This window comes from Mycobacterium sp. shizuoka-1 (genome assembly GCF_002723835.1).
Taxonomy (GTDB): Bacteria; Actinomycetota; Actinomycetes; order Mycobacteriales; family Mycobacteriaceae; genus Mycobacterium.
On the sequence record NZ_BEWG01000022.1, the window covers coordinates 181,104 to 205,479 of the forward strand.

At 69.3% G+C, this 24,376-nt stretch carries 28 protein-coding genes; 18 read left to right on the plus strand and 10 right to left on the minus strand.

Annotated elements, in window-relative coordinates; genetic code table 11:
* Nucleotides 1-28: 28 nt before the first annotated feature.
* Genes MSZK_RS07445 through MSZK_RS07455 form a run of 3 tightly spaced genes read left to right on the plus strand, consistent with a single transcriptional unit; the run spans nt 29 to nt 3,771 of the window.
* Nucleotides 29-742 carry a phosphatidylserine decarboxylase gene (locus MSZK_RS07445; protein ID WP_099246378.1) on the plus strand — a complete coding sequence of 238 codons (714 nt, stop codon included), beginning with the start codon at nt 29-31 and terminating at the stop codon, nt 740-742.
* On the plus strand, nt 739-1,593 hold the full coding sequence (pssA, locus tag MSZK_RS07450; protein WP_099246380.1) for a CDP-diacylglycerol--serine O-phosphatidyltransferase: 855 nt from the start codon (nt 739-741) through the stop codon (nt 1,591-1,593). Before MSZK_RS07445 ends, pssA begins: the two co-directional genes overlap by 4 nt.
* 3 nt (nt 1,594-1,596) lie before the next feature.
* Nucleotides 1,597-3,771: an AAA family ATPase gene (locus tag MSZK_RS07455; protein ID WP_099246382.1), complete on the plus strand. Its 2,175-nt coding sequence runs from the start codon at nt 1,597-1,599 to the stop codon at nt 3,769-3,771.
* Between the two features lie 4 nt (nt 3,772-3,775).
* On the opposite strand, the gene MSZK_RS07460 is transcribed toward MSZK_RS07455, so the two are convergent.
* Complete coding sequence (locus MSZK_RS07460) at nt 3,776-4,219, minus strand: SRPBCC family protein (RefSeq protein WP_099246516.1); 444 nt, start codon at nt 4,217-4,219, stop codon at nt 3,776-3,778.
* A 58-nt stretch (nt 4,220-4,277) separates the two neighbouring features.
* Between MSZK_RS07460 and MSZK_RS07465 the strand changes: the two genes are divergently transcribed.
* The 8 genes from MSZK_RS07465 to MSZK_RS07500 all read left to right on the plus strand — a co-directional run bounded on the left by MSZK_RS07465 (nt 4,278) and on the right by MSZK_RS07500 (nt 11,956).
* Nucleotides 4,278-4,745, plus strand: a complete 468-nt coding sequence (locus MSZK_RS07465) for a DUF1707 domain-containing protein (protein ID WP_099246384.1) — start codon at nt 4,278-4,280, stop codon at nt 4,743-4,745.
* A gap of 179 nt (nt 4,746-4,924) precedes the next feature.
* Complete coding sequence (locus MSZK_RS07470) at nt 4,925-7,825, plus strand: Na+/H+ antiporter subunit A (RefSeq protein WP_099246386.1); 2,901 nt, start codon at nt 4,925-4,927, stop codon at nt 7,823-7,825.
* The gene (locus tag MSZK_RS07475; protein WP_099246388.1) at nt 7,822-8,292 is read left to right on the plus strand and encodes a Na(+)/H(+) antiporter subunit C; all 471 of its coding nucleotides are present in this window, start codon (nt 7,822-7,824) and stop codon (nt 8,290-8,292) included. The genes MSZK_RS07470 and MSZK_RS07475 overlap by 4 nt, the downstream gene beginning before the upstream one ends.
* Nucleotides 8,289-9,890 (plus strand): Na+/H+ antiporter subunit D, encoded by a 1,602-nt coding sequence (locus tag MSZK_RS07480; protein ID WP_099246390.1) that lies wholly within the window; start codon nt 8,289-8,291, stop codon nt 9,888-9,890. Before MSZK_RS07475 ends, MSZK_RS07480 begins: the two co-directional genes overlap by 4 nt.
* The gene (locus MSZK_RS07485) at nt 9,887-10,429 is read left to right on the plus strand and encodes a Na+/H+ antiporter subunit E (RefSeq protein ID WP_099246392.1); all 543 of its coding nucleotides are present in this window, start codon (nt 9,887-9,889) and stop codon (nt 10,427-10,429) included. Before MSZK_RS07480 ends, MSZK_RS07485 begins: the two co-directional genes overlap by 4 nt.
* Complete coding sequence (locus MSZK_RS07490; protein ID WP_099246394.1) at nt 10,426-10,716, plus strand: monovalent cation/H+ antiporter complex subunit F; 291 nt, start codon at nt 10,426-10,428, stop codon at nt 10,714-10,716. Before MSZK_RS07485 ends, MSZK_RS07490 begins: the two co-directional genes overlap by 4 nt.
* Entirely contained in the window at nt 10,713-11,054 is a 342-nt protein-coding gene (mnhG, locus tag MSZK_RS07495) for a monovalent cation/H(+) antiporter subunit G (protein ID WP_099246396.1), read from the plus strand. Before MSZK_RS07490 ends, mnhG begins: the two co-directional genes overlap by 4 nt.
* On the plus strand, nt 11,051-11,956 hold the full coding sequence (locus tag MSZK_RS07500) for an SAM-dependent methyltransferase (RefSeq protein WP_099246398.1): 906 nt from the start codon (nt 11,051-11,053) through the stop codon (nt 11,954-11,956). Before mnhG ends, MSZK_RS07500 begins: the two co-directional genes overlap by 4 nt.
* 34 nt (nt 11,957-11,990) lie before the next feature.
* On the opposite strand, the gene MSZK_RS07505 is transcribed toward MSZK_RS07500, so the two are convergent.
* The 7 genes from MSZK_RS07505 to MSZK_RS07535 form a co-directional block, all read right to left on the minus strand.
* The gene (locus MSZK_RS07505) at nt 11,991-12,503 is read right to left on the minus strand and encodes a DinB family protein (RefSeq protein WP_233211159.1); all 513 of its coding nucleotides are present in this window, start codon (nt 12,501-12,503) and stop codon (nt 11,991-11,993) included.
* A gap of 69 nt (nt 12,504-12,572) precedes the next feature.
* Nucleotides 12,573-13,214 carry an LON peptidase substrate-binding domain-containing protein gene (locus MSZK_RS07510; protein WP_099246400.1) on the minus strand — a complete coding sequence of 214 codons (642 nt, stop codon included), beginning with the start codon at nt 13,212-13,214 and terminating at the stop codon, nt 12,573-12,575.
* A gap of 2 nt (nt 13,215-13,216) precedes the next feature.
* Nucleotides 13,217-13,552 (minus strand): hypothetical protein, encoded by a 336-nt coding sequence (locus MSZK_RS07515; protein WP_099246402.1) that lies wholly within the window; start codon nt 13,550-13,552, stop codon nt 13,217-13,219.
* 10 nt (nt 13,553-13,562) lie between these two features.
* On the minus strand, nt 13,563-14,711 hold the full coding sequence (locus MSZK_RS07520) for a glutamate--cysteine ligase (RefSeq protein ID WP_099246404.1): 1,149 nt from the start codon (nt 14,709-14,711) through the stop codon (nt 13,563-13,565).
* Entirely contained in the window at nt 14,692-15,411 is a 720-nt protein-coding gene (locus tag MSZK_RS07525; RefSeq protein ID WP_099246406.1) for a superoxide dismutase family protein, read from the minus strand. The genes MSZK_RS07520 and MSZK_RS07525 overlap by 20 nt, the downstream gene beginning before the upstream one ends.
* 10 nt (nt 15,412-15,421) lie before the next feature.
* Entirely contained in the window at nt 15,422-15,880 is a 459-nt protein-coding gene (locus MSZK_RS07530; protein WP_099246408.1) for a LytR C-terminal domain-containing protein, read from the minus strand.
* 40 nt (nt 15,881-15,920) lie between these two features.
* A complete protein-coding gene (locus tag MSZK_RS07535; protein WP_099246410.1) occupies nt 15,921-16,229 on the minus strand; it encodes a DUF3263 domain-containing protein in 309 nt (102 codons plus the stop codon).
* A 126-nt stretch (nt 16,230-16,355) separates the two neighbouring features.
* Here MSZK_RS07535 and MSZK_RS07540 point away from each other — a divergent pair, with 126 nt between their 5' ends.
* Genes MSZK_RS07540 through MSZK_RS07550 form a run of 3 tightly spaced genes read left to right on the plus strand, consistent with a single transcriptional unit; the run spans nt 16,356 to nt 18,700 of the window.
* Entirely contained in the window at nt 16,356-16,949 is a 594-nt protein-coding gene (locus tag MSZK_RS07540) for a peptide deformylase (protein ID WP_099246412.1), read from the plus strand.
* A gap of 5 nt (nt 16,950-16,954) precedes the next feature.
* A complete protein-coding gene (locus tag MSZK_RS07545) occupies nt 16,955-17,866 on the plus strand; it encodes a GNAT family N-acetyltransferase (protein ID WP_099246414.1) in 912 nt (303 codons plus the stop codon).
* Between the two features lie 18 nt (nt 17,867-17,884).
* Nucleotides 17,885-18,700 carry an exodeoxyribonuclease III gene (locus MSZK_RS07550; RefSeq protein WP_099246520.1) on the plus strand — a complete coding sequence of 272 codons (816 nt, stop codon included), beginning with the start codon at nt 17,885-17,887 and terminating at the stop codon, nt 18,698-18,700.
* Nucleotides 18,701-18,704: 4 nt separating this feature from the next.
* Here the strand turns inward: MSZK_RS07550 and MSZK_RS07555 are convergent, their stop codons facing one another.
* The gene (locus MSZK_RS07555) at nt 18,705-19,724 is read right to left on the minus strand and encodes an NADP-dependent oxidoreductase (RefSeq protein ID WP_099246416.1); all 1,020 of its coding nucleotides are present in this window, start codon (nt 19,722-19,724) and stop codon (nt 18,705-18,707) included.
* A 77-nt stretch (nt 19,725-19,801) separates the two neighbouring features.
* On the opposite strand from MSZK_RS07555, the gene MSZK_RS07560 reads away from it, so the two are divergent.
* The 3 genes from MSZK_RS07560 (at nt 19,802) to MSZK_RS07570 (ending at nt 21,493) form a co-directional block, all read left to right on the plus strand.
* Nucleotides 19,802-20,704 (plus strand): DUF6159 family protein, encoded by a 903-nt coding sequence (locus MSZK_RS07560; RefSeq protein ID WP_099246418.1) that lies wholly within the window; start codon nt 19,802-19,804, stop codon nt 20,702-20,704.
* A 74-nt stretch (nt 20,705-20,778) separates the two neighbouring features.
* Nucleotides 20,779-21,063, plus strand: coding sequence for a hypothetical protein (locus MSZK_RS07565; RefSeq protein ID WP_099246420.1), 285 nt, complete (start codon nt 20,779-20,781; stop codon nt 21,061-21,063).
* A gap of 58 nt (nt 21,064-21,121) precedes the next feature.
* Nucleotides 21,122-21,493, plus strand: a complete 372-nt coding sequence (locus tag MSZK_RS07570) for a hypothetical protein (RefSeq protein ID WP_099246422.1) — start codon at nt 21,122-21,124, stop codon at nt 21,491-21,493.
* Here the strand turns inward: MSZK_RS07570 and MSZK_RS07575 are convergent.
* Nucleotides 21,453-23,156, minus strand: coding sequence for an MFS transporter (locus tag MSZK_RS07575; RefSeq protein ID WP_099246522.1), 1,704 nt, complete (start codon nt 23,154-23,156; stop codon nt 21,453-21,455). The two genes, MSZK_RS07570 and MSZK_RS07575, sit on opposite strands and share 41 nt — an antisense overlap.
* 269 nt (nt 23,157-23,425) lie before the next feature.
* On the opposite strand from MSZK_RS07575, the gene MSZK_RS07580 reads away from it, so the two are divergent.
* Nucleotides 23,426-24,280 (plus strand): hypothetical protein, encoded by an 855-nt coding sequence (locus tag MSZK_RS07580; RefSeq protein ID WP_102869253.1) that lies wholly within the window; start codon nt 23,426-23,428, stop codon nt 24,278-24,280.
* Nucleotides 24,281-24,376 lie beyond the last annotated feature (96 nt).

The window sequence follows — 24,376 nt, forward strand, 5'->3', positions numbered from 1 at the left end:
ACTGCGGGCGCACGTAGAATCGTCGCCGATGGCCAGACGCCCCCGCACCGCGGAAGACACCATGAAGTCCGGCCCCCAGCGGCTGGTCGCGCTGGTGCGTTCCTCCGTTCCCCCTGTTCACCCCGCCGGGCTTCCGTTCATCTCGGCCGGTCTGGCCGTGGCGGCCGTCGGCCGTAGGAACCGCTGGATCCGCCGAGCGGGCCTGGTGGCTGCTGCGGCCAACGCCGGCTTCTTCCGCCACCCACCGCGGACGCCACCGACCCGCCCGGGCGTGGTGGTGGCCCCCGCCGACGGGCTGATCTGCCTGGTCGAAGAGGCCGAACCGCCCGCCGAACTGGGCCTGCCCGCGGGACCGCGGCCGCGGGTCAGCATCTTCTTGTCCCTGCTCGACGCCCACGTGCAGCGGCTCCCGGTCGGCGGCGAGGTGCTGGCTGTCCAGTACCGGCCCGGGAGCTTTCATTCCGCCGACCTGGCGGCGGCCAGCGAGGACAATGAGCGCAACAGCGTGCTGATCCGCACGCCGGAAGGACGGGAAGTGGTGGTCGTGCAGATCGCCGGCCTGGTCGCGCGTCGCATCATCTGCGATGTGCACGCCGGGGACAAGGTCGCCATCGGCGACACCTACGGGCTCATCCGGTTCGGCTCGCGGCTGGACACCTATCTGCCGGCCGGCTCGCAGCTGCTCGTCGAGCCCGGCCAGCGGGCGCTGGCCGGTGAGACGGTGTTGGCGCAGCTGCCGTGATCAAACCCCGCCCCCGCCCGCTCATCAGCACCCGTCTGCTGCCCAGCGCGGTGACCGTGCTGGCCATCTGCCTGGGCTTGACGTCGGTGAAGTACGCCCTGGACCACCGGCCCACCGAGTCGATGGCGTTCTTGGCGGCCGCGGCCATCCTGGATGCGCTCGACGGGCGGATCGCCCGGGTGCTCAAGGCCACCTCCCGGATGGGCGAGGAGATCGACTCGCTGGCCGACGCGGTGAACTTCGGGGTGGCCCCGGCCTTCATCGTCTACGCCCTGCTGCTGGCCGACACCCGCATCGGCTGGGTCGTGGTGCTGCTCTATGCGGTGTGCATCGTGCTGCGGCTCGCGCGCTACAACGCATTGCTCGACGCGGATCTGCCTGCCTACACCAAGGAGTACTTCGTCGGGATGCCCGCGCCGGCCGGCGCGATCGGCGCGATCGGCCCGCTGGCCGCCAAGATGCAGTGGGGCGACGGCTGGTGGACGTCGTACTGGGCGGTGTCGATCTGGATGGTGGGTGTCTCGCTGCTGGTGGTCAGCCGCCTTCCAATGCGCAAGGTGCACACCTTCACCGTGCGGCCCAACATGGTGGCCCCGATGCTGGCCCTGCTGGCGATCGCGGTTGCCGCGGCCTTCGTCTTCCCGTATCTGGTGATCCTGGTGATCATCGCCGCCTACGTCGTGCACATCCCATTCGCCTTCCGAAGCCAGCGGTGGGTCGCCGCGCATCCCGAGGCGTGGAACGACCAGCCGCGCCAGCAGCGCGCCGCGCGCCGGGCGATCCGCCGGGCCAAACAACCGACGCGGCGCCGGTCGGTGGCCCGGTTGGGCCTGCGCAGGCCGGGCGGGTAGGGCATGCCCGCGAATCTGGCGCTGACGGCACGGTTGAACACCTCGGCGCTGGACTCCCGCCGGGGCGTGGTTCGGTTGCACCCGGAGGCCATCGCCGCCCTGGGCATCCGGGAGTGGGATGCGGTGTCGCTGACCGGTTCGCGCACCACCGCGGCGGTCACCGCGATCGCCTCGCCGGACACCCCGGCCGGCACCGCACTGCTCGACGACGTGACCCTGTCCAACGCCGGTCTGCGGGAGGACACCACCGTGCTGGTGGCGCCGGTCACCGTCTTCGGCGCCCGCTCGGTGACCCTGCGCGGCTCGAACCTGGCCACCCAGTCGGTGTCGTCGGCGACCCTGCGCCAGGCGTTGCTGGGCAAGGTGATGACGGTCGGGGACACGGTGTCGCTGCTGCCGCGCGATCTCGGTCCCGGCACGTCGACGACGCAGGCGAGTTCGGCGCTGGCGTCCTCGGTGGGCATCACGTGGACCTCGGAGCTGCTCACCGTCACCGGCACGGACCCGGCGGGACCGGTGAGCGTGCAACCGAATTCGTCGGTCACCTGGGGTGACGGCGTGCCCGGGTCCGCCGCGCCCGGCCCGACCGCGGCGGTCAGCCCGCCGATGGTGTGGCCGGCCTCGCCGGCGGTGTCCGTCGACGACCTCAAGGGTCAGCACGTGCAGGCCGGCCGGCTGGCCGAATGGCTCAAGCTCGCCCTCGACGAGCCCCAGCTGCTGGAAAAGCTTGGCGCCACACCGAATCTGGGAGTCCTGGTCACCGGCCCTGCCGGGGTCGGCAAGGCCACGCTGGTCCGCGCGGTGTGCGCCGGGCGGCGCCTGGTCGAACTCGACGGGCCCGACACCGGCGCGCTGGCCGCCGCGGATCGCCACCGCGCCGTGGTCGACGCCGTCGCCACCGTCACCGCGGGTGGTGGTGTCCTGCTGATCACCGACATCGACGCACTCTTGCCCACGCCTGCCGAGCCGGTGGCGGCCAAGATCCTGACCGAATTACGCAAGGCCGTCGCCGCGCCCGGGGTCGTGCTGGTGGCCACCTCCCAGCAGCCCGACGCGGTCGATCCGCGGCTGCGCGCGCCCGACCTGTGTGACCGCGAGCTGGGCTTGAGCCTGCCCGACGGCACCACCCGCAAGGCACTGCTGGAGGTGCTGCTGCGTGATGTCCCCGCCGAGGATCTGGCATTGGACCAGATCGCCGAGCGCACACCGGGATTCGTGCGGGCCGATTTGGCGGCCCTGGTGCGGGAGGCGGCGCTGCGGGCGGCCGCCAGAGCCAGCGAGGATGGTAAGCCGCCGGCCCTGACCCAGGCCGACTTCGCCGGGGCGCTGACCGTCATCCGGCCGCTGTCGCGCTCGGCGACCGAGGAGGTCTCGGTCGGATCGGTGACCCTCGACGACGTCGGCGACATGGTCGAGGTCAAAGCGGCCCTCACCGAGGCGGTGCTGTGGCCGCTGCAGCACCCGGACACCTTCGCCCGCCTGGGCGTCGAGCCACCACGGGGGGTGCTGCTCTACGGGCCCCCGGGCTGCGGCAAGACGTTCGTGGTGCGCGCGCTGGCCAGTTCCGGGCGGTTGAGTGTGCATGCCGTCAAGGGCGCCGAACTGATGGACAAGTGGGTCGGCTCCTCAGAGAAGGCCGTCCGCGAATTGTTCCGGCGGGCAAGGGATTCCGCGCCGTCACTGGTATTCCTCGACGAGATCGACGCGCTCGCACCCCGGCGTGGGCAAAGCTTCGACTCGGGAGTCACCGACCGGGTGGTGGCGGCGCTGTTGACCGAACTCGACGGCATCGAGCCGCTGCGCGACGTGGTGGTGCTCGGCGCCACCAACCGCCCCGACCTGATCGATCCGGCCCTGCTGCGACCAGGCCGCCTGGAGAAGCTGGTGTTCGTCGAGCCGCCCGACGCCGACGCTCGCCGCGACATCCTGCGCACCGCAGGCAAATCCGTGCCGTTGTCGCCGGAGGTGGACCTCGACGCGCTGGCCGGCGAGCTGGACGGGTACAGCGCCGCCGACTGTGTCGCACTGCTGCGCGAGGCCGCGCTGACCGCGATGCGCCGTTCCATCGACGCCGCGGATGTCACCGCCGACGACGTGGCCAAGGCCCGCGAGACGGTGCGCCCGTCGCTGGATCCGGCTCAGGTGGAATCGCTGCGGGCGTTCGCCGCGGGCCGTTGATCAGCTAGCCGGCCTCGGCCAGCGCGGCGAGCCGGTCGATCGAGGCCAGCAGCTTGTCCGCCGTGGTGGCCGCAGCGCGCGCCAGCCGGTTCGGATCGCTCAGATCGGTCCAGTCATAGGTGTGGGTGACCACGGTGGTGGTGTCGTCGACGGGCTCGAGCTGCCAGCGCCACAGATGCCCCGGCGGGGCGGTGCCCGGCTCGGCCGGACGCCAGGCGATCAGCCTGCCCTCGTCGAACTCGACGATGTGGTTCTCCCGCACGGGCCCTTGGGTGAGCGTCATGGTGAACACGTCGCCCACACCTCGGATGCGCTGGCCCGCGGCGGCCTGCGCGAGGTTCTCGTTGCCGTCCCATTCGGGCTGCCGAGCCGGGTCGGCGATCAGCTCGAAGAGGGCGGCGGCGGGTGCGGCGATCCGGCGGCTGGCACTGACGATGCGATCGGCCATGCGGCCATTCAACCGCATCCGTTGACAGTCCATTAGTGACATGTCAGAGTTGGACGGTATGACCGCTACCGTGCTCCGGATCGGCGACCACGACCGGACAGCTGCCGCCGACCTGCTCTCCCAAGCCCTCGCCCAGGGCTATCTCGACCTCGACGAGTACGAGGCCCGCGTCCAGGCCGTGTTCGGCGCACGCAGCGCGGAGCATCTGAACCTCGCGCTCGCCGACCTCCCCCATGACCGGATCCAGCGCGCCGACCCCCGCCGACTGGCCGCCCGCCGGCGAGCGGCCCGCGCCTCGGTCCGATTCCACCTGGCCGGCTACCTGGCGATGGTCACGATCGTCGTGACGGTGTGGCTGGCCGTCGCGCTCACCACCGGGCAGACCGCGTACTTCTGGCCGGTCTGGCCGATTCTCGGCGGGGCCGTCGGATTGCTGGGTCACGCCCTTCCGGTGCGCTTCGGAGCCCTGCCCCCTACCGGGTTCGGATGCCGAAATATGCTGTTGCCCAGCCATATTCGCAGGTAAAGCGGGAGCACACGCCGGCACGTCCGGGTCACCGGGAAATCTGCCCCAGTGTCAACACCGTAGACTGTTGACAGGACATAGCCGAAAAACTTTGGCTGACACCCCGACCGACCGGTAGATCACCGACGCGCTGGCGCGCCCAGATTGCAGCGCCGGCACGTCCTATAGATCGGAGTGCCATGCTCGTCATCCTGATCGCGCATGCGATCGCCGCCGCCGTGGCGCCGGCGCTCGTGTACCGATGGGGACGGCTGGCCTTCTACCCACTCGCACTCGTACCCGCCGGATCGCTGATCTGGGTGGCGCTCAACTGGCCGCATGGCGGGCGGGTGGCGGCGGTGGACATCCCGTGGGTGCCCGAGCTGTCGATGAACATCACCCTGCGCTTCGACACCCTGACCGCGATCATGAGCGTGCTCGTGCTGGGGATCGGCGCGCTGGTGCTGTTCTACTGCGCCGAGTACTTCCACCACCGCGACGGCCACACCGAGAACCGGCTGCCCAGTTTCGCCGCGGAGCTCGTCGCCTTCTCCGGCGCCATGTTCGGCCTGATCGTCAGCGACAACATGCTGCTGCTCTACACGTTCTGGGAACTGACCACGGTGTTGTCGTTCCTGCTCGTCGGACACTATGCCGAGCGTGCCACCAGCCGCCGGGCCGCGATGCAGGCGTTGCTGGTCACCACCGCGGGCGGGCTGGCGATGCTGGCCGGCGTCGTCGTCCTCGGCCACGCCGCAGGCACCTACCTGCTGTCCGAGCTGGTGGCCGACCCGCCGCAGGGCACCGCCGTCTCCGTCGCGATCGTCCTGGTGCTCGTGGGCGCGCTCTCGAAATCGGCCATCGTGCCGTTCCACTTCTGGCTGCCCGGTGCCATGGCCGCGCCGACCCCGGTCAGCGCCTATCTGCATGCCGCCGCGATGGTGAAGGCCGGCGTCTACCTGATCGCCCGGCTGGTCCCCGGCTTCGCCGACTCGCCCGGCTGGCGGCCCACCGTGATCACCCTCGGGGTGCTGACCATGCTGCTGGCCGGCTGGCGCGCGGTCCGCGAATACGACCTGAAGCTGATCCTCGCGTTCGGCACGGTCAGCCAGCTGGGGTTCATCACCGTCATGGTCGGCGCCGGCGGCCGGGACCTGATGCTGGCCGGGCTGGCCATGCTGTGCGCGCATGCGCTGTTCAAGGCGACCCTGTTCATGGTCGTCGGCGTCATCGACCACTCGACCGGCACCCGCGACATCCGCAGGCTGGCCTGGCTGGGCCGCCGGATGCCGGCGTTGTTCGTCATCGCCGCCGCGGCGACGGCGAGCATGGCCGCGCTGCCCCCGTTCCTGGGCTTCGTGGCCAAAGAAGCCGACTTCGAGACCATCGCGCACAGCGAATCGCTGGGACCGTGGGCACCGGTGGTGCTCGCCGGGGTGGTGACCGGGTCGGTCTTCACCACCATCTACAGCCTCCGGTTCCTGTGGGGTGCGTTCGCGCGCAAGGGATCTGCCGGCCCGACGACGTTGGTGGCCAACCTGCACCGCCCGGCCGCGGTGTTCCTGGTGGCTCCGGCGATCCTGGCGGCGGCCGGGTTGTTCTTCGGCTTGGTGCCGCACCGCCTGGACGCCACCCTCGACGGTTACGCCGAGACGATGCCGGCCGCCGGCGCCGACGACGGGCAGTACACGCTGGAACTCTGGCACGGCTTCGGTCTGCCGCTGCTGCTGTCGGTGGTGGTGCTCGCGGTGGGCACCGCGGCGTTCTTCAGCCGCGAGCGCCTGCGCCGTGCCCGGCTGGGAGCCTGGCAACCGCTGGGCAACGCCGACCGGATCTACGACGCCGTCATCCGCGGCGCCGACGTCGCCTCGGTCCGGCTGACCGCGATCACCCAGCGCGGGTCGATTCCGGTCACGCAGTCGGTCATCCTGACCACCCTGGTGCTGTTCCCGGTCGCGGTGCTGGCCTTCGGCGCCACCAACCATCCGCAGTTCCGGCTGTGGGATTCCCTGGTCCAGCCGGTGGTGGGCCTGCTCATCCTGGCCGCCGCGGTGGCCGCGACCGTGATGCGCAACCGGCTGGCCGCCGTGCTGCTGGTCGGCATCACCGGCTATGGCTGCGGCGCCATCTTCGCCTTCCACGGCGCCCCCGACCTGGCCCTGACGCAGTTCCTGGTGGAGACCCTGACGCTGGTGATCTTCGTGCTCGTGCTGCGCACGCTGCCCGCCGAGGCCGACGAGGCCAACATCCGCCGCTACCGGCTGCCCCGGGTGGCGCTGTCGGTCGCGGTCGGGGCCACCGTCACCACGCTGGCGGTGTTCGCGATGGCCGCCCGCACCGGGACGCCGATCGCCGACCTGCTGCCCGACGCCGCCTACTACCGCGGCCACGGCGCGAACACGGTGAACGTGCTGCTGGTCGACATCCGCGCCTGGGACACCCTCGGGGAGATCTCGGTGCTGGTGGTGGCCGCCACCGGCGTCGCGTCCCTGGTGTTCCGCAACCGCAGGTTCGGCTCGGCGCCGCGGGTGTCCGACGTCGGCCAGCCCGACATCGGGGCGCTACCCACGACCGCCTACAGCCCCGCCGCCGGCGACACCACCTGGTTGCGCGGCAGCGAGCTGCGCGACCCGCGCAACCGCTCGCTGGTGCTCGAGGTCGCCACCCGGATGATCTTCCCGCTGATCATGGTGCTGTCGGTGTACTTCTTCTTCACCGGGCACAACACCCCCGGCGGCGGGTTCGCCGGCGGGCTGACCGCCGGCCTCGCGCTGGTGTTGCGCTACCTGGCCGGCGGGCGCTATGAGCTCGGCGAGACGCTGCCGCTGGACGCCGGCAAGATCCTCGGCGCCGGGCTGGCCCTGTCCGGCGGCACCGCGGTGGGCTCGATGCTGCTGGGCGCGCCCGCCCTGTCGTCGGCGGTGATCACCCTGCACCTGCCGCTGCTGGGCACGGTGAAGTTCGTGACCGCGCTGTTCTTCGACCTGGGGGTCTACCTGATCGTGCTCGGGCTGGTGCTCGACGTGTTGCGCAGCCTCGGCGCGCGGATCGACGAGGAGCTGGCCACCACCCGCCCCGCGCTGAAGGTGAGGGCATCGTGACCGTCTACCTGGTTCCTCTGATCATCATCGGCGGCCTCACCAGTTGCGGGGTCTACCTGCTGCTGTCGCGCAACCTGACCCGGATGCTGCTGGGCCTGCTGCTGGTCGGCAACGCCGTCAACCTACTGATCCTGACCGTGGGCGGGGAATCGGGTAACCCGCCCATCCGCGGGCGCACCAGCGGCGCGGAGACCACGACGGCCGACCCGCTGGCCCAGGGCATGATCCTGACCGCGATCGTGATCGCGATGGGGATCGCCGCGTTCGTGCTGGCGCTGACCTACCGGTCATTCCGGTTGACCACCGAGGAGGAAGTGGGCAACGACCCGGAGGACACCCGGGTGTCGAAGCTGTCCGGCGAGGAGGCTTCCTCGATCGACGAGGACGCCCCGCAGCATGTCGCCGCGCGGGATACCGACGAGCCCGACGAACTCGACGCGCTGCCCGGACACGAGGGGTCGCGATGAACCTCTCGGGTGTGCTGATGCCGCTGCCGGTGCTGATCCCGTTGGTGGCGGCCGCGCTGACGCTGATCGCCGGGCGCCGGCCGCGGCTGCAGCGGCTGATCACCCTGGTCGCCCTGACCGGGGTCCTGGCGGTGTGCGCAGTGCTGCTGTACCTGACCGACCGGGACGGCACCCAGGCCCTGCACGTCGGCGGTTGGGGACCCACCGACGCCGGACTCGGACCGCTGGGCATCACGCTGGTGGCCGACCGGCTTTCGGCGCTGATGCTGGTGGTCTCGGCGATCGTGCTGCTCGCCGTGGTGTTCTACGCCATCGGGCAGGGTATCCGCGACGGCGATCAGCATCAGCCGGTGTCGATCTTCTTGCCGACTTATCTGGTGCTGTCGGCCGGGGTGTGCACGGCGTTTTTGGCCGGCGACCTGTTCAACCTGTACGTCGGGTTCGAGGTGCTGCTGTCGGCGAGCTTCGTGCTGCTCACCATCGGCGCCAGCAAGGAGCGGGTGCGCGCCGGCATCTCCTACGTGATGGTGTCGATGGTGTCGTCGCTGATCTTCCTGATCGGCCTGGCCTTGGTGTACGCGGCGACCGGCACGCTGAACATGGCCGAGCTGTCGCTGCGGCTGCACGACGTCAGCTCCGGCACCCGAAGCGCGGTCTTCGCGGTGCTGCTCGTGGCGTTCGGCATCAAGGCCGCGGTGTTCCCGCTCTCGGCCTGGTTGCCCGACTCGTATCCGACGGCACCGGCGCCGGTCACGGCGGTGTTCGCCGGGCTGCTGACCAAAGTCGGTGTGTACGCGATCATCCGGGCGCACTCGCTGCTGTTCCCGGCGGGCGGCCTGGACAACGTGTTGCTGGTCGCCGCGCTGCTGACCATGCTGGTCGGCATCCTGGGCGCGATCGCCCAGAACGACATCAAACGTCTGCTGTCGTTCACCCTGGTCAGTCACATCGGCTACATGGTGTTCGGCGTCGCGCTGTCCAGTCAGCTGGGCATGTCCGGGGCGATCTACTACGTCGCCCACCACATCGTCGTGCAGACCACCCTGTTCCTGGTGGTCGGCCTGATCGAGCGGCAGGCCGGCGCCTCGACGCTGCGCCGCCTGGGTGGGCTGGCCGCGGCCAGCCCACTGCTGGCGTTCGTCTTCATGGTGCCGGCGTTGAATCTGGGTGGTATTCCGCCCTTCTCGGGGTTCATCGGCAAGGTCGCACTGTTGGAGGCCGGCACGGCCAACGGCTCGGTTCTGGTCTGGCTGCTGGTCGCCGGGTCGGTGGTGACCAGCCTGCTGACGCTGTACGTGGTGGCGCGGGTGTGGACCAAGGCGTTCTGGCGGGCCCGGGTCGACGCGCCCGAAGGTGAGCTCGCCGACTCCGCACCCTCGGTGCTGCTCGACGACTACTCTGCGGACGTCGCCTTCGACGACCGCGACGACGTCGGCCGGATGCCGGTCGGAATGGTCGCTCCGACAATGGGTTTGATCGCCGTCGGGGTGGCGCTGACAGTCGCCGCCGGGCCGATCTTCGGGTACACCGATCGAGCCGCCGACGAGGTGCTCGATCGCAGCCAGTACATCACCGCGGTGTTGGGCGGCCACCGATGAGGGCGTGGACGCTGCGGATCTGGACGCTGGTGTTCCTGACGCTGGTGTGGCTGCTGCTGTGGGGCAGCGTGTCGGTGGCCAACGTGCTGTCCGGCCTGGCGGTGGCGCTGGGCATCACGCTGCTGTTGCCGCTGCCCGCGGTGCCGGTGCAGGGCCGGGTGCATCCGCTGTCGCTGGTGTGGCTGGCGCTGCACGTGGCGTGGTGGCTGGCGCAGTCGTCGGTGCAGGTGGCGTGGCTGGCGGTCCGGCCGGGGGCCCCGCCGCTGTCGGCGGTGCTGCGCGGGCACCTGGCGCTCAAGTCGGATCTGGTGCTGGCATTGGCGGTCAACATCATGAACCTCACGCCCGGCACCATCGTCCTGGAGATCGATCAGGCCCGGCGGCTGGTCTACGTGCACGTGCTCGACGTCGGGTCGCAGCGCTCGGTGCAGCGGTTCTACCGGCAGATGGCCCAGCTCGAGCGGCTGCTCATCGCGGCGTTCGAGCGGGATTCCGAATGGCGGCCCGCCGCAACCGAATCCGAGGAGGTCCCCTCATGACCATCGTTTGGGTGCTCTCGGGCGTGATGCTGGTCGCGGCCGCCGCGGTGACGATGGTCCGGCTGCTGGCCGGCCCCAGCACGCTGGACCGGCTGGTCGCCGTCGACACGCTGGTGGCCGTGACGATGTGCGGTGTCGGTACCTGGGCGGCGTTCAGCCTGGACACCACCGTCACCTACAGCCTGGCTGCACTGGCGTTGATCAGCTTCGTCGGCTCGGTCAGTGTGGCCCGCTTCCGGGTGCCCGACCTCGCCGGGAAGTCGTCCGAACGGGACGGCCGGCTGTGAGCACCCCCGATCTGGTTGCCGCGGTGCTGGTGCTGGCCGGTTCGGGGCTGGCGCTGACCGCGGCGGTGGGCGTGCTGCGGTTCCCGGACACCCTGACCCGCATGCACGCCGCGACGAAACCGCAGGTGCTGGGGCTGCTGCTGGTCCTGGCCGGGGCCACGATCCGGCTGCGCGGCAACGTCGACGTCGGCATGCTGGTGCTGACCGCGATGTTCACCCTCATCACCGCCCCGGTGGTGGCGCACCGGGTGGGACAGCTGGCTTACCGTGAGCAGAAGGTCGGCGACGAGCTGACCGTCGACGAGATGCGCGACGACACCGAGAGAACGAACCCGTGAGCCGAACCGACAACGACAGCTGGGACATCACCGAAGGCGTCGGCGCCACCGCGCTGAGTGTGGCCCGCGCCCGGGCGGCCGAGACCGACGCCGCCTGCCCGCTGTACACCGACCGCTACGCGCACTTCTTCGTCGAAGCCGCCGTCGAGGCGGGCTGGACGTCGCCGTTCCTCGACGACCACCCGGCGCGCGCCAAAGCGATGGCGGCCTATATCGCCTCGCGCACCAAGTTCTTCGACGAGTTCTTCATCGCCGCCGGCGCCAACGGCGTAGACCAGGCGGTCATCCTGGCCGCCGGCCTGGACACCCGGGCCTGGCGGCTACCGTGGATCAGCGGCACCACGGTCTACGAGATCGACCAGCCGAAGGTGCTCGAGTTCAAGGACCGGGTGCTGCGCGCGCAGCACGCGCGGCCCGCCGCGAAGTACGCCGGGGTCGCGGTCGATCTGCGTCATGACTGGCCACAAGCGTTGCGCGGGGCCGGTTTCGATCCGTCCACCCCGACGGCATGGTCGGCCGAGGGACTGCTGCCCTATCTGCCGGCCACCGCCCAGGACGCGTTGTTCGAGCAGATCGACGCGCTCAGCGCGGCGGGCAGCCGGCTGTCGGTCGAGGCGTTCGGCGAGGTGTTCTACTCCCCGGAGTTGTTGGCCCGCCGCAAAGAGCGGATGGAGCAGGCGCGCCAAGCGGCCGCGGCGGCCGGTGGCCCGGAGATCCCCGACGTCAGCCGGCTGTGGTACCTGGAGGCCCGCACCGATGTCGCCGCGTGGCTGACCGAACACGGCTGGGAGGTCAGCGCGATCGCCGCGGCCGACCTGATGTCGCACTATCAGCGCACGGCACCCGAGGACCTCGAGGACGCCGTCCCCGACACCGTGCTGCTGGACGCCCGCAAGCTGTGAGCTCTCGCGCACAGGCGGTCAGCAGCAGTGGATTTCAGACTCCGGCCGCGCCGTCGATGCGTTCCCGAAGCAGGTCGGCGTGCCCGCAGTGGCGGGCATATTCGGTGAGCATGTGCGTGTAAATCCACCGCAAACTCACCTCGCCGCCCATGAAGTGGCTGGTGTCATCGAGCGCTCGCGCCGCACAGTTCGCGCGCGCGTGCCGGATTTCGTCCTGCCAGATCTGGACGGCGGTGCGATAGGTCGACTGCTCGCTCACCGTGAACCCACCGTCGTGTCCTTCGGGATGGTCGGGTGGTCCGAAGATCGGCGGCGCCTGCTCTCCCGCAAGGACACGACGGAACCAATTCCGCTCCACCTCAGCGGCATGCTGAAGTAAGCCGACCAACGTCAGCTCGGACGGCGGCACCGACGCAACGCGCAACTGTTCGTCGTCTAGGCCTTCGCATTTGGTGGCCAAGGTGGCGCGGTAGAAATCCAGCCAACTCTCCAGTGTGGTTCGCTCATCGGCATTCAGCGGCGGCATCGGCCGCTCGATCGACGTCACGCACCCATGGTGTCATCCCACTCCGACAGTGCCGGGCATCCCCCGTCAGATGTGCGGCTGTCGCAGGCGCTAGTCCCCGTCCGAGGCGATCTGGAATTCGACCATGGCCGTGACGGTTTCGATCGCATCGGTGAGGGCGTCCACCCGGTCGGCCAACGTCGGCGCGGCCAGAACGGCGTAGCGGTCGGCCTGCCCCATCGGAACCCGCGAGGCCAGCTCGTAGATGTGCAGTGCCGGGTCTTCGGCGATCTCGGGCTCGACCGCCAGTGCGTCGGGGCGCAGCCGGGCTCCGCGTGACGACACGATCATCTCGAACAGCACCAGCATCTGGTCGATGACCTCGCCGATCCGTTCGGGGGTCACCGGCGGGCCCGGCTCGTCGGGCCACGGTTCCACCACGGCCCGCGGATACGGATCGTCAGACAGCCACTGAAGCACCCGGATGCGTTCGCCGACAACCGCGTTCAGCTGATACTGCCCCATGCCCTGATCGGCGTACTCGGTGATCCGGGCCAGCGCACCGACATCGCTGCGGACGTCGCCACCGCCGACCTCGCGGCCGCGGGTGATCAGCACCACCCCGAACGCGGGATCGGTCATGTCCAGGCAGTCCCGCACCAACTGCGCATAGCGTGGTTCAAAGATCCGCAGCGGCAACGACTCCCCGGGCAGCAGCGCCGACTGCAGCGGGAACATCGGTTGGGTCGCCATGGCTAGCGGATGCCCTGCCCCATCACCACATCCTTGACCGGCGCGCTCGGGTCGACGAAACCGCACAGCGCACCGGCCACCCCCGCCCACAGCTCCGGGTTCATGGCGACCAGCTGATTGCCGCTCTCACCGATGGCCTTGATCACCTCACGGCGGGTGACGACATCCATGGTCAGGTACTCACGGCAGGTCGTGGTGAGCAGATCGGCGGGCACCATGCCCTTACCCGCCTCCCCCGGTGTTGCCACCGGGGTCCCGGTGATCGCCTTGGCGCATCCGCCGCCGGTCACGACCACCGCGGCGGCCAGCGCCGCCAGACCCAGTCGACGCATCGTCATGGGTGCCTCCCTAGATATCGAGCTCCCCGACCAACGAGTCGACCACGGCGCGCAGGTCGCCGCCGCTGCGCTGCGCCACCCGGTGTTGCCGCTGATACGACGCACCGTCACGTGGGATGTCGGCGACCGCGGCCAATTCGTCGGCGCAGTGCAGAGATTCGGCGATCGGTTGCAGCCGGGTGAGCAGATCGTCGAGGTCCTCGGTGACCAGCCGTTCGTTGCTGTCGGCGTCGAGGATGATGATGGCGTCCAGGCCGTAGCGGGCTGCGCGCCACTTGTTCTCCTGCACGTGCCACGGCGGCATCACCGGCAGCTGCTCACCGGCTTCCAGGCGGCGGTCCAGATCGACCACCAGGCAGTGCGTCAGCGCCACCAGCGCGGCGAGCTCCCGCAGGTTGGACACGCCGTCGAACACCCGCACCTCGATGGTGCCCAGATGCGGTGACGGCCTGATGTCCCAGCGGACCTCGTTGATGTGGTCGATGATGCCGGTCTTCTTCTGGTCGTGCACGAACCGCTCGAACTGCCGCCAGGTCTGGAACTGGAAGGGCAGCCCGGCGGTCGGCAGCTGCTGGAACATCATCGCCCGGTTGCTGGCGTAGCCGGTGTCCTCGCCGGCCCAGAACGGCGACGACGCCGACAGCGCCAGCAGATGCGGGTACTGGTTCAGCAGCGAGGAGATGATCGGCATCACCTTGTGCGCCGAGGACACCCCGATGTGGACGTGCACGCCCCAGATCAGCATCTGCCGTCCCCACCACTGGGTGCGCTTGATCAGCTCGGCGTAGCGCGGCGCGTCGGTCAGCTTCTGCGCCGACCACGACGCGAACGGGTGAGTGCCCGCGCAGAACAGCTCCATGCCGCGCTCGTGCACGATGTCGCGTGCGCTACGCAGGGTGGTGGCCAGGTCGACCATCGCCTCGTCGACGGTGTCACAGACACCGGTGACGACCTCGATGGTGTTGCGCAGCAATTCCTTGTGGACGTGTGGGCTTTCGCCCACATCGGCGATCACTTCGGCCGCCTCGTTGCTCAGATCGCGGGTGACCGCGTCGATGAGGGCGAACTCCCACTCGACACCGAGGGTCGGCCGGGGCGAACCGGCGAAGTCGATCCGGCCGGGCTTGCCCGCTGACGGCTTAGCCGGTGCCGATGACACCGCAGGCCACCCGCTTGCCGGCGTCACCGGTGGCCATGGTGGTTTCGTCCGGGCCGGGGGCACCACCGTTGATCTGCTGATAGCGCTCCGGCGGGATGTTGGCGAAGTTGTCGGCGTCCGCGTGGATGATGATCGCGGTCCCGTTACCGGCCAGCAGATCCTCTTTGGTGAACGCGTTGGTGGTGGTCACCAGCATCGCCGAGCCGTCCTCGCGGACCTGCAGCGAGGACAGGTCACCGCTGGCGGGGTGTCCGGAGTGGCCGCCGGCCTGGAAGTGGCCGCCGGCGGACAGGAAGTCACCGGGTGCGCCGCCGGCCGGGGCCACGGAGTTGGCCTCGCACTTGGCATAGGAGTGCAGGTGCAGCCCGTGGAAACCCGGGGTCAGCTTGCCGGTCCCGGTGGTCTGGATGGTGACGGTGGCGAAACCGTCGGCGAAGTCGAAGGTGGCGGCGGCGACCTGGGTGCCGTCCGGCGCCTTCAGCTGCGCGGTCAGCGTCTCGCCGTGGGCGGCCGGCGCCTCGGGCGCGCCGTGCGACTCTTCGCCCGCCGCCGCCGGTGCCGGCGAGCCGGTCCACACGGCCGGGGTGGTACCCGGTTGTGAGGCGATCGGTTCGTTCGGGCTGCACGCGGTCAACAACGCGACGGGAGCAACGAACATGACGGCGGTGGCAGTTCTCAACGGGCTCACTGACTTGACCATGTGCCGAAGCCTATCCGGTCACCAGAACGATCACGCCCGGTGGTTGCTCGGCAATTTCCGGGATTCGGGGTGCAGCCGGCGCGCTGAGCACTTTGGCGACCGCCTCGGCCGCGGCCTGCTCGCCCTCGGTCGTGCCGTAGTACACCGTCGTCTCGGGCAGCGGCGGCACCTGGAGGTTGCTGGTCTCGGTGACGTTCCAGCCTGCCTCGCGCAGCCGGTCGCCGATCCGGCCGGCGGCGCCTTCGCCCTCGCCGACGTTGAACACCCGCACGTCGGCCTTGGGTTCCGGTGCGGCCGAGGTCTTGGTGGTGGTGGTGACGGTGCGCACCGAGGTGTCGTCGCTGCTGGTGTCGTTGCCGGAGCCCATGGCCTGGAAACCGACCAGCAGGAAGATCACGCCCAGGAACAGCAGCACCATCACCATGGCCCGCAGTGGCAGGCCCGAGGAGTCAGGAACGCGGTCGTTCATCGCGCCCACTGTAACCAGGGCCGGTGCCTAGGGAGAAAAATCAGGGGACCTCGAAGCCGAGTCGCCGCGCCGCGCGCGCCTTCTGCCTGCTGGCCCGCAGCCGCCGAAGCCGCTTGACCAGCATCGGATCGGCTGCCAGCGCCTCCGGCCGGTCCACAAGGGCGTTGAGCACCTGGTAGTAGCGGGTGGCCGACATGGAGAAGAGCTCCTTGATGGCCTCTTCTTTGGCGCCGGCGTACTTCCACCACTGCCGTTCGAAGGCCAGGATGTCGTATTCGCGGCGGGTCAGCCCGTCGGGGAGGTCAGCGTCGTCATTGGACCGCTCGGCCCGTGCCATGGCGCCGTCCATTTCGATCTGCTGACCCTTTCGAAGACCCGCTGAATACGTCCCTGTGCTCGGCGCTCATTCAATCACGGTTGTGCCGGTTGGGATGGCAGCCGAGCCCGCGCGTCGGCTGACTTAAGCTTGCCGATCATGGCAGTCAGACCAATCGTGATCCTGGGTGATCCCGTTCTGCACAATCCGACCGCTCCGGTGCCGGTCGGCGACGACGGTTCGCTGCCCGCGGATCTGGCCGAGCTGATCACCGACATGTACGACACCATGGACGCCGCCAACGGAGTCGGGCTGGCCGCCAACCAGATCGGCGTGGGGTTGCGGCTGTTCGTCTACGACTGCGCCGACGAGCGGGGCCAGACCACCCGCCACCGAGGGGTGGTGATCAACCCGGTGCTCGAGACCTCGGAGATCCCCGAGACCATGCCCGACCCGGACAACGACGACGAGGGCTGCCTGTCGGTGCCCGGCGAATCGTTTCCGTGCGGCCGGGCCAAGTGGGCCCGGGTGACCGGCCTGGATGCCGACGGCAACCCGGTCACCCTGGAGGGGCATGACCTGTTCGCCCGCATGCTGCAGCACGAGACGGGCCACCTCGACGGCTTCCTCTATGTCGACAAGCTGATCGGGCGGCACGCCCGCGCCGCCAAACGCGCGGTGAAGTCGAACGGCTGGGGGGTGCCCGGCCTGTCCTGGACACCGGGCAAGGTGCCCGACCCGTTCGGTCACTGACCCCGATGGCCAGCCTGCCGCCGGTCGGCAGCCGGGTGAGCATCCGCTATCGCCTGCCCGCGGGGGCCGCGCATGCGATGACCGACGTGATCGGCGAGCTGCTGGCCGTCGACCCGACGATCGTGCTCGCCACCAAGTCCGACGGCCGGGTGCAGGTGTCACCGACCGATGTGGTGGCGGTCCGCGAGCTCAGCATGGTCGCGGTCCGCAACTCCGAGATCCGGGCGCTCGAGCACGCGGCGGCGCTGGCCTGGCCGGGCACCGAGCAGAGCTGGCAGGACGGCTGGTTCCTGCGGGCCGGTGGCGGTTACACCAGCAGGGCCAACTCGGCTGTGCCGCTGGATGTCTCGACAACCATCGCCGGCCTGCCTGCGATCGTCGAGTGGTATCGGCAGCGGGGGCTGCCGCCGTGGCTGGCCCTGCCGGAGCGGCTGCTGCCGATTCGCGCCGAGGGGGTCAAGCACAACCGGGTGATGGTCACCGACCTCACCGACACCGGCGGCGGTCCGGATCCGGCGGTGACGCTGCACGACCGGCCGGATGCCGGGTGGCTCGAGTGCTATCAGCGCGAGGTGCCGGTCGAGGTGCTGACCGCGGTGGTCGACGGCGACGTGGTCTTCGCCGCGATCGCCGACGAGGCGGTCGGTCGCGGTGCGGTGACGGGCGCCCCGGACGGCACCCGCTGGCTGGGGATCTCGGCGGTGCAGGTCGGTGGCGCACACCGCAGGCGGGGCCATGCCCGCCGGCTGTGCGGGAGCCTGCTGGAGTGGGGTGCGCAGCTGGGCGCGACCAGGGCCTACGTCCAGGTGCTCAGCGACAACACCGGCGCGATCCTGCTCTACCACTCGCTGGGATTCCGGCTGCATCATCACCATCGCTACGTCGATGCGCGGTCGTTGACCGCACGTACGCTGTAGCCCATGTCCGCCGACGTCTTGCGCCTGGCCACCTGGAATGTGAATTCGATTCGCGCCAGGGTGGGCCGGGTCGTCGACTGGTTGCAGCGCGGTGACGTCGACGTGCTGGCCATGCAGGAGACCAAGTGCGCCGACGACCAGTTCCCCACCATGCCGTTCCTGGAGGCCGGCTACGAGGTGGTGCACTGCGGGTTCAACCAGTGGAACGGGGTGGCGATCGCCTCGCGGGTCGGCCTGGACGACGTCGAGGTCGGTTTCGACGGGCAGCCCTCGTGGGGCAAGGACGGCACTGACGCCAAGGCCGAGGCCCGCGCGCTGGCCGCCACCTGCGCCGGGGTCCGGGTGTGGAGCCTGTACGTGCCCAACGGCCGGACACTGGCCGACCCGCATTATCAGTACAAGCTGGAATGGCTTGCCGCGCTGCGCAATACGGCCGAGTCCTGGCTGCAGGACGATCCGCAGCAGCAGATCGCGCTGGTCGGCGACTGGAACATCGCCCCGGACGACGACGACGTCTGGGACATCGCGGCGTTCGACGGGGCCACCCATGTGTCGGCCCCGGAGCGCGCGGCGTTCAATGCGATCGTCGAGACCCGGTTCACCGACGTGGTGCGTCCGTTCACTCCCGGTCCGGGCGTGTACACGTACTGGGATTACACCCAGCTGGCGTTTCAGAAGCGCCGCGGGATGCGCATCGACTTCATCCTGGGCTCACCGGGTCTGGCGCAGCGGGTGACGCACGCCGAGATCGTCAAGGACGAACGCCGTCCGGGCAAGAAGGGCGACCCGGCACCCAGCGATCACGCACCGGTGCTGGTGGAGCTGAGCCGGTAGCCGCTCAGACCGTGGTCGGCTCGCTGACCTTCACCAGCATCTTGCCGATGTTGGCACCGGTGAACAGGCCGTTGAGGGCGTCGACGCAGGATTCCAGCCCGTCGAACACCGTCTCGCGGTGCACCAACTTGCCCTCAGACTCCCAGCGACGCAGATCGGCGAAGGCCTCGTCGAAGCGCCCCCACATGTCCAGGGCGTTGAATCCTTGCATGGTGGCGGTCTTGGCCAGCAGGTTGACGTAGTTGGACGGCCCCGGATGGTCGCCGCTCAGGTAGCTGGAGATGACGCCGCACAGCACCACCCGGGCCTTGGGGGCCAGCCGGCCCAGCACCGCGTTGAGGATCGGGCCGCCGACGTTGTCGAAGTAGACGTCCACGCCTTTGGGGCAGTGTTGTTTGAGTGCGGCGGGGATGTCGTCGTGCTTGTAGTCGATGCAGGCGTCGAAGCCGAAGTCCTCGACCACCGCCCGGCACTTGTCCGGGCCACCGGCGATGCCGACCACCCGGGCACCGGCGATCTTGGCGATCTGTCCCGCCACCGAACCGGTGGCGCCCGCCGCCGCGGAGACCACGACGGTCTCCCCTTCCTTCGGGCGGCCGATGTCGGTCATCCCGAAATAGGCGGTGGCGCCGGTCGGGCCGTACACGCTCATGATGGCCAGTTGGTCGGTTTCACCGGGGATCGGCGTGCTGAACACGTCGTCGCGGATGACGGCGTAGTCCTGGAATCCGGTCAGGGTGGTCACCACGTCGCCGACGGCGAACGCCGGGCACCGGGATTCGACCACCTCGCCGATCCCGGCCGCCCGGATGACCTCGCCGAGTTGTACCGGCGGCAGGTAGCTCGGCTGGTCGTCGAGCCAGGTGCGCGCTGCGGCGTCGAGCCCCACGTAGGTGGTGCGCAGCAGCGCCTCGCCATCGGCGAGTTCGGGTGCGGCGGTGGTGACCAGCTCGGTGTCGGCGGCTTGCACCAGGCCGGTCGGGCGGCGGCGAAGGAGGATCTGGCGGTTCGTCAGCACGGGCACGGTCAGTGAAACTACCGAAGCCCGCACTGCTTTGGAGCGCAGTTGGGACAGTCCCGCGCTACGGTATCCACCGACGCGTGAAGGCTTCAGACAAGGAGGCCGGGATGTTCGAATCGTTCAAGCGCGGTTGGAGCATGGCCGGGGCGAGCTGGTCGGTCCTGAAGGCCTATCCGAAACTGGCGCTGTTCCCGGTGCTCTCCGGCATCGCACTGATCGCGGTGAGCGCTGTCATGATCATCCCGACGGGCGTGGTGGCGACCGCCGATGCAGCCCTGAACGTCTCCGAGAAGGCAGAACAGTCGATCGTCCTCGCCGCGTTGTTCGTTTGGTATTTCCTCTGCACATTCGTCATCGTGTTCTGCAACGCCGGGCTGATCGCATGCACGCTGCAGAGCTTCGCCGGCCAGGCACCCACGATCGGTTCGGGATTCGCCGCGGCGGGCAAGCGCCTGCCGCAGATTCTGGGCTGGTCGCTGGTCGCAGCGACCGTCGGCGTGATCTTGCAGGCCTTGCAGACGCTGTTGACCGACAAACTCGGGTTCATCGGCGAACTGCTCGGCGCCATCTTCAGTGGGATCTGGGGAGTCGCCACTTATTTTGTGGTCCCAGTACTCGTGACCGACGGGGTCGGACCGATCAAGGCGGTCAAGCGTTCATCGGGCATCCTGCGCCGCACGTGGGGTGAATCCCTCGCCGGCTCAGGCGGACTGGGCCTCATCTCACTTCTGTTCGTGCTTCCGTTGATCGCCTTCGTCGCCGTCGGCGTGATGCTGGCCAACGGCGCCGGCGGCACTGCCGCGGGAGGGGCGGTTCTGGCGGCGCTGATCGCGATCGGGGCGGTGTATCTGCTGGCGGTGATCGTCGTCTTCACCGCCCTCGGCTCGATTTTCCGCGCCGCGGTGTACCTCTACGCCACCACCGGCATCCCGCCCGGCCACATCGACGCGGCCCTGCTGCAGTCCTCGTTCCAGAGCAAATGAAGCGCCATTACCGGCAGGTGAACATTCGGCGATTCGACTGGCGATAGCGCGTCATCGAAACGACGATCTTCGAGATGCGATCGTTTGTGTCGGTCTATGTCGATTGGGCGGCCACCGTCGAGCAGGTGCGCACCGCCGTCGCCGCGCTGCGGGCGCCCGCCGGGGTGCACCGCATCGACGTCGTCGAGGCCGGCGACACCCTCGGCTGCCGGATCGCCGTCGACCTGACCGGTGATTTCGACGAACAGCGCGACGGCCCGCGCATCGCCCGGTCCTACGCCGCCGCGCTGTCCGAGGCGCTCGGCGTGCCGGCGTTCGCGCTGCACGATCTGATTCTGGTCGGCCGTTCGGATTGGTGAACCCGGCCCGTCCTGCGCTCGTCACGGTCTGTTCGTGCGGGTGTGCTGGGCTGGCCCGATGGACGCCGACATCCTCATTCCCAAAAGCACGGCACACCAGGCATTGACGTGTATCGACGCGCTCATCGCGCTCTACCGCCGCGAACGGCCGGCCGGGGGCTCCCGGGCGGTCGGTGACCTCATCGAGCTCCGCGAGGTGATGGCCGAAAGCATGCGGGCCTCGCGCGACCGCACCGCCCGGGTGGCGGCCGGCACGCTGATCCGGGTTTCCGATCGGCTCAAGGCGTGCGCTCAGGACGAACTGGGCCCTGATGAGATGCAGGCCGCGATGTGGCGCACCGCCGGGCGACTGCACCGCTGGGTGGCCGAGGGCACCGCGGCGCCGGTGGCTACTCGGCCGTCGCCTGCGCGGGCTCCCGGCTCTCGGTGACCGGTTCGGCGCCGTAGCGGCCCGGGTTGAACAGCGACGCGATCGCGCCGATCACCATCATCAGCGCGGCGGCACCGAACACCACCACCAGCCCGGAGTGGAACGGCTCGGTGATCAGGTTCGGGAAGAACGTCTGCCCGGTGAGCACGTCGGCGTTGACTCCCGGCTGGTGCAGCGCATCGTAGGGAGCCAGCAGTTCGGCGATCGGGTTGTAGCCCAGGAAGGCGGCGAACAGGCTGCCGACCGGGGGCAGGTTGGCGACGTCGTGGGCGACGTCGGGCGAAACACCCTGTGCCGCAAGGCCCTGACTCATGGCGTTGGGCAGAGTATGGGCCAGCCCGACGATCATCAGCGAGAAGAAGATCCCGATCGACAGCGACGAGCCGGCGTTGAAGAACGTCGCCCGTACACCCGAGGCGGCCCCGCGCTGGGCGGCGGGAACGCTGGACATGATGGCCGCCGTGTTGGGGGCGGTGAAGATGCCACCGCCCAGGCCGTTGAGGAACACCAGGACAGCGAACACCCAGTAGTTGAAGTTGACCGGGATCATCAGCAGCGCAACGAATGTGACGGCCATCAGCACCATGCCGCCAACCGTGAACGGCCGGGCGCCGAACCGGTCGGCCAGCGATCCGGCGATCGGTGCGGCGGCCAGGAAACCGAACGTCGCGGGTAGCAGATAGATCCCGGCCCACAGCGGGGTGGACTCGAAACTGTAGCCGTGCAACGGAAGCCAGATGCCCTGCAGCCAGATGATCAGCATGAATTGCAGGCCGCCACGGCCCACCGACGACATCAGCCCGGCGAGGTTGCCCATGCCGAACGCCGCCGAGCGGAACAACCGGATGTCGACCATCGGCTGCGACACCCGCAATTCGATGAGGCAGAACCCCGCCAGCAGGGCCAGTCCGCCGATGATCGAGCCCAGCACCAGCGGATTGGTCCAGCCGGTCGTCGAGTCGCCGTATGGCTGGATGCCGTAGGTGATTCCGATCAGTAGGACGGTCAGGCCGACACCGAAGGTCACGGTGCCCGCCCAGTCAACCCGGCCGGGGCTGCGCACGCCCAGTTCCTTCAGGGAGCGCATGCTCCAGATGGTGCCCAGGATGCCGATCGGCACACCTACCCAAAACACCGCCTGCCAATGGATTTCGGAGAGCACGCCGCCGATCAGCAGGCCAAGAAAGGAGCCCGCCACGGCCGCGACCATGTTGACCCCGAGCGCCATGCCGCGCTGATTGGCCGGGAAGGCGTCGGTGAGGATGGCCGACGACGACGACATCAGCATGGCGCCGCCGATGCCCTGGATCACCCGCCAGGCGATCAGCCAGATCGCCCCGCCGTCGAGATGGAACGGATCGAACGACAGCGCGATCGCCGCCAGGGTGAACACCACGAAGCCGATGTTGTAGATCTTCACCCGGCCGTACATGTCGCCGAGCCGGCCGAACGGCACGACCAGCACCGCCGTCACCACCAGGTAGCCCATCAACATCCACAGCAGATAGCTGACGTTGCCGGGGGCCAGCGGGTTGAGGCCGATGCCGCGGAAGATGGCCGGCAGCGAGATCAGCACGATCGAGGCGTTGATCGACGCCAGCAGAATGCCCAGCGTGGTGTTGGACAGCACCACCCACTTGTAGTGCGGATGATCGTGGTCCATCCGGCGGCGGCGCCGGTCGGTTTCGGCCAGCGCGGGATCGAGCTCGGTCGTCACGGGCAAATCTCGTTTCGTATGCAATCGTCTAGCGCAATCAGTGGGCGCCTGCGGCGCAATAACGCATATGTTAGCTATACAAATCATCGAGGGCCAATCGTCTGGCCTGCGCGAATTTCACGTTTCGCAGGACAAGTTCGGGTAGACCCACGCCAAACGTGAAAATCGATTCCCACGCGAGGAACGATGTCAGTGCCCGATGACATGCTCCCGCCATGGCCAAACGGGCGGTGTTCATCGGTCGTGAGGCGCTGACGGATGGTCGGCTCACCAGGAGTGAGCTGGCCCGCTGGTACCAGCCGCTGTTTCGCGGTGTGTACATGCCGAAGGACGCGACGGTCACGTTATGGGATCGGGCGAAGGCGGCGTGGTTGGCGACCGGCCGCCAGGCGGTGATCACCGGCGTGGCGGCATCCGGACTGTACGGCGCGAATTGGGTCGACCCGAACACCACCATCGAGCTGATATCGCCGCGCCATGCCCGGCCGCAACCAGGCTTGGTTGTCCGCCAGGAGTCGATCGCACCCGACGAGGTCACCACCGTCTCCGGTATCCCGGTTGTCGTGCGCGCCCGCGCGGCATTCGACCTGGGCCGGCATCTGCGGCGCGGTGAAGCCGTCGCTCGACTGGACGCGCTCATGCGCAACCAAGTGTTCTCGTCCGAGGACGTCCTCGTCCTCGCCAAGCGATATCCCGGGGTGCGAGGACTGAAGCGGCTGGCCGACGTCCTGCCGCTCGTCGACGGCGGCGCCGCCTCACCGCAAGAGACGCGGCTGCGCCTGTTGTACATCGACGCCGGCCTGCCGTGCCCCACAACTCAGGTCCCAGTGCTGAAGGGCTGGGAGGCGGTGCGAATCCTCGACTTGGGCTGGGAGCAATTCCGGGTCGGCTCGGAGTACGACGGGGACGTGCACCGCACAAGCCGTCGCGCCTACGTGAAAGACCTGCGCGCGCGTTCGAAGGTGGAAAGTCTCGGCTGGGCGGTCGATCACGTCATCAAGGAGGACCGCGACGCCGAGATCATCGGCCGCGCCCGGCGACTGCTCCTCGCCCGCGGCTGGCGGCCCTGAGCGAGGTCGGGCCGTCGAATTTCACCTTCCGCAGCGAAAGATCGAGTAGGCCGCCGCCAAACGTGAAACTCGCGCTCGGCCGCGCGTTGCGGCGTG

Bases quoted from the DNA above. Each gene is read 5' to 3' on its own strand.
- MSZK_RS07515 (WP_099246402.1), bottom strand. From the start codon at position 13,552: ATGACGATGCGTCGACTGGGTCTGGCGGCGCTGGCCGCCGCGGTGGTC.
- MSZK_RS07580 (WP_102869253.1), top strand. From the start codon at position 23,426: ATGGCCAAACGGGCGGTGTTCATCGGTCGTGAGGCGCTGACGGATGGT.
- MSZK_RS07470 (WP_099246386.1), top strand. From the start codon at position 4,925: ATGCTCGTCATCCTGATCGCGCATGCGATCGCCGCCGCCGTGGCGCCG.
- MSZK_RS07510 (WP_099246400.1), bottom strand. From the start codon at position 13,214: ATGGCGACCCAACCGATGTTCCCGCTGCAGTCGGCGCTGCTGCCCGGG.
- MSZK_RS07480 (WP_099246390.1), top strand. From the start codon at position 8,289: ATGAACCTCTCGGGTGTGCTGATGCCGCTGCCGGTGCTGATCCCGTTG.
- MSZK_RS07525 (WP_099246406.1), bottom strand. From the start codon at position 15,411: ATGGTCAAGTCAGTGAGCCCGTTGAGAACTGCCACCGCCGTCATGTTC.
- MSZK_RS07565 (WP_099246420.1), top strand. From the start codon at position 20,779: ATGCGATCGTTTGTGTCGGTCTATGTCGATTGGGCGGCCACCGTCGAG.
- MSZK_RS07570 (WP_099246422.1), top strand. From the start codon at position 21,122: ATGGACGCCGACATCCTCATTCCCAAAAGCACGGCACACCAGGCATTG.
- MSZK_RS07535 (WP_099246410.1), bottom strand. From the start codon at position 16,229: ATGGACGGCGCCATGGCACGGGCCGAGCGGTCCAATGACGACGCTGAC.
- MSZK_RS07575 (WP_099246522.1), bottom strand. From the start codon at position 23,156: ATGGACCACGATCATCCGCACTACAAGTGGGTGGTGCTGTCCAACACC.
- MSZK_RS07455 (WP_099246382.1), top strand. From the start codon at position 1,597: ATGCCCGCGAATCTGGCGCTGACGGCACGGTTGAACACCTCGGCGCTG.
- MSZK_RS07445 (WP_099246378.1), top strand. From the start codon at position 29: ATGGCCAGACGCCCCCGCACCGCGGAAGACACCATGAAGTCCGGCCCC.
- MSZK_RS07465 (WP_099246384.1), top strand. From the start codon at position 4,278: ATGACCGCTACCGTGCTCCGGATCGGCGACCACGACCGGACAGCTGCC.
- MSZK_RS07460 (WP_099246516.1), bottom strand. From the start codon at position 4,219: ATGGCCGATCGCATCGTCAGTGCCAGCCGCCGGATCGCCGCACCCGCC.
- MSZK_RS07485 (WP_099246392.1), top strand. From the start codon at position 9,887: ATGAGGGCGTGGACGCTGCGGATCTGGACGCTGGTGTTCCTGACGCTG.
- MSZK_RS07530 (WP_099246408.1), bottom strand. From the start codon at position 15,880: ATGAACGACCGCGTTCCTGACTCCTCGGGCCTGCCACTGCGGGCCATG.
- MSZK_RS07545 (WP_099246414.1), top strand. From the start codon at position 16,955: ATGGCCAGCCTGCCGCCGGTCGGCAGCCGGGTGAGCATCCGCTATCGC.
- MSZK_RS07490 (WP_099246394.1), top strand. From the start codon at position 10,426: ATGACCATCGTTTGGGTGCTCTCGGGCGTGATGCTGGTCGCGGCCGCC.
- MSZK_RS07540 (WP_099246412.1), top strand. From the start codon at position 16,356: ATGGCAGTCAGACCAATCGTGATCCTGGGTGATCCCGTTCTGCACAAT.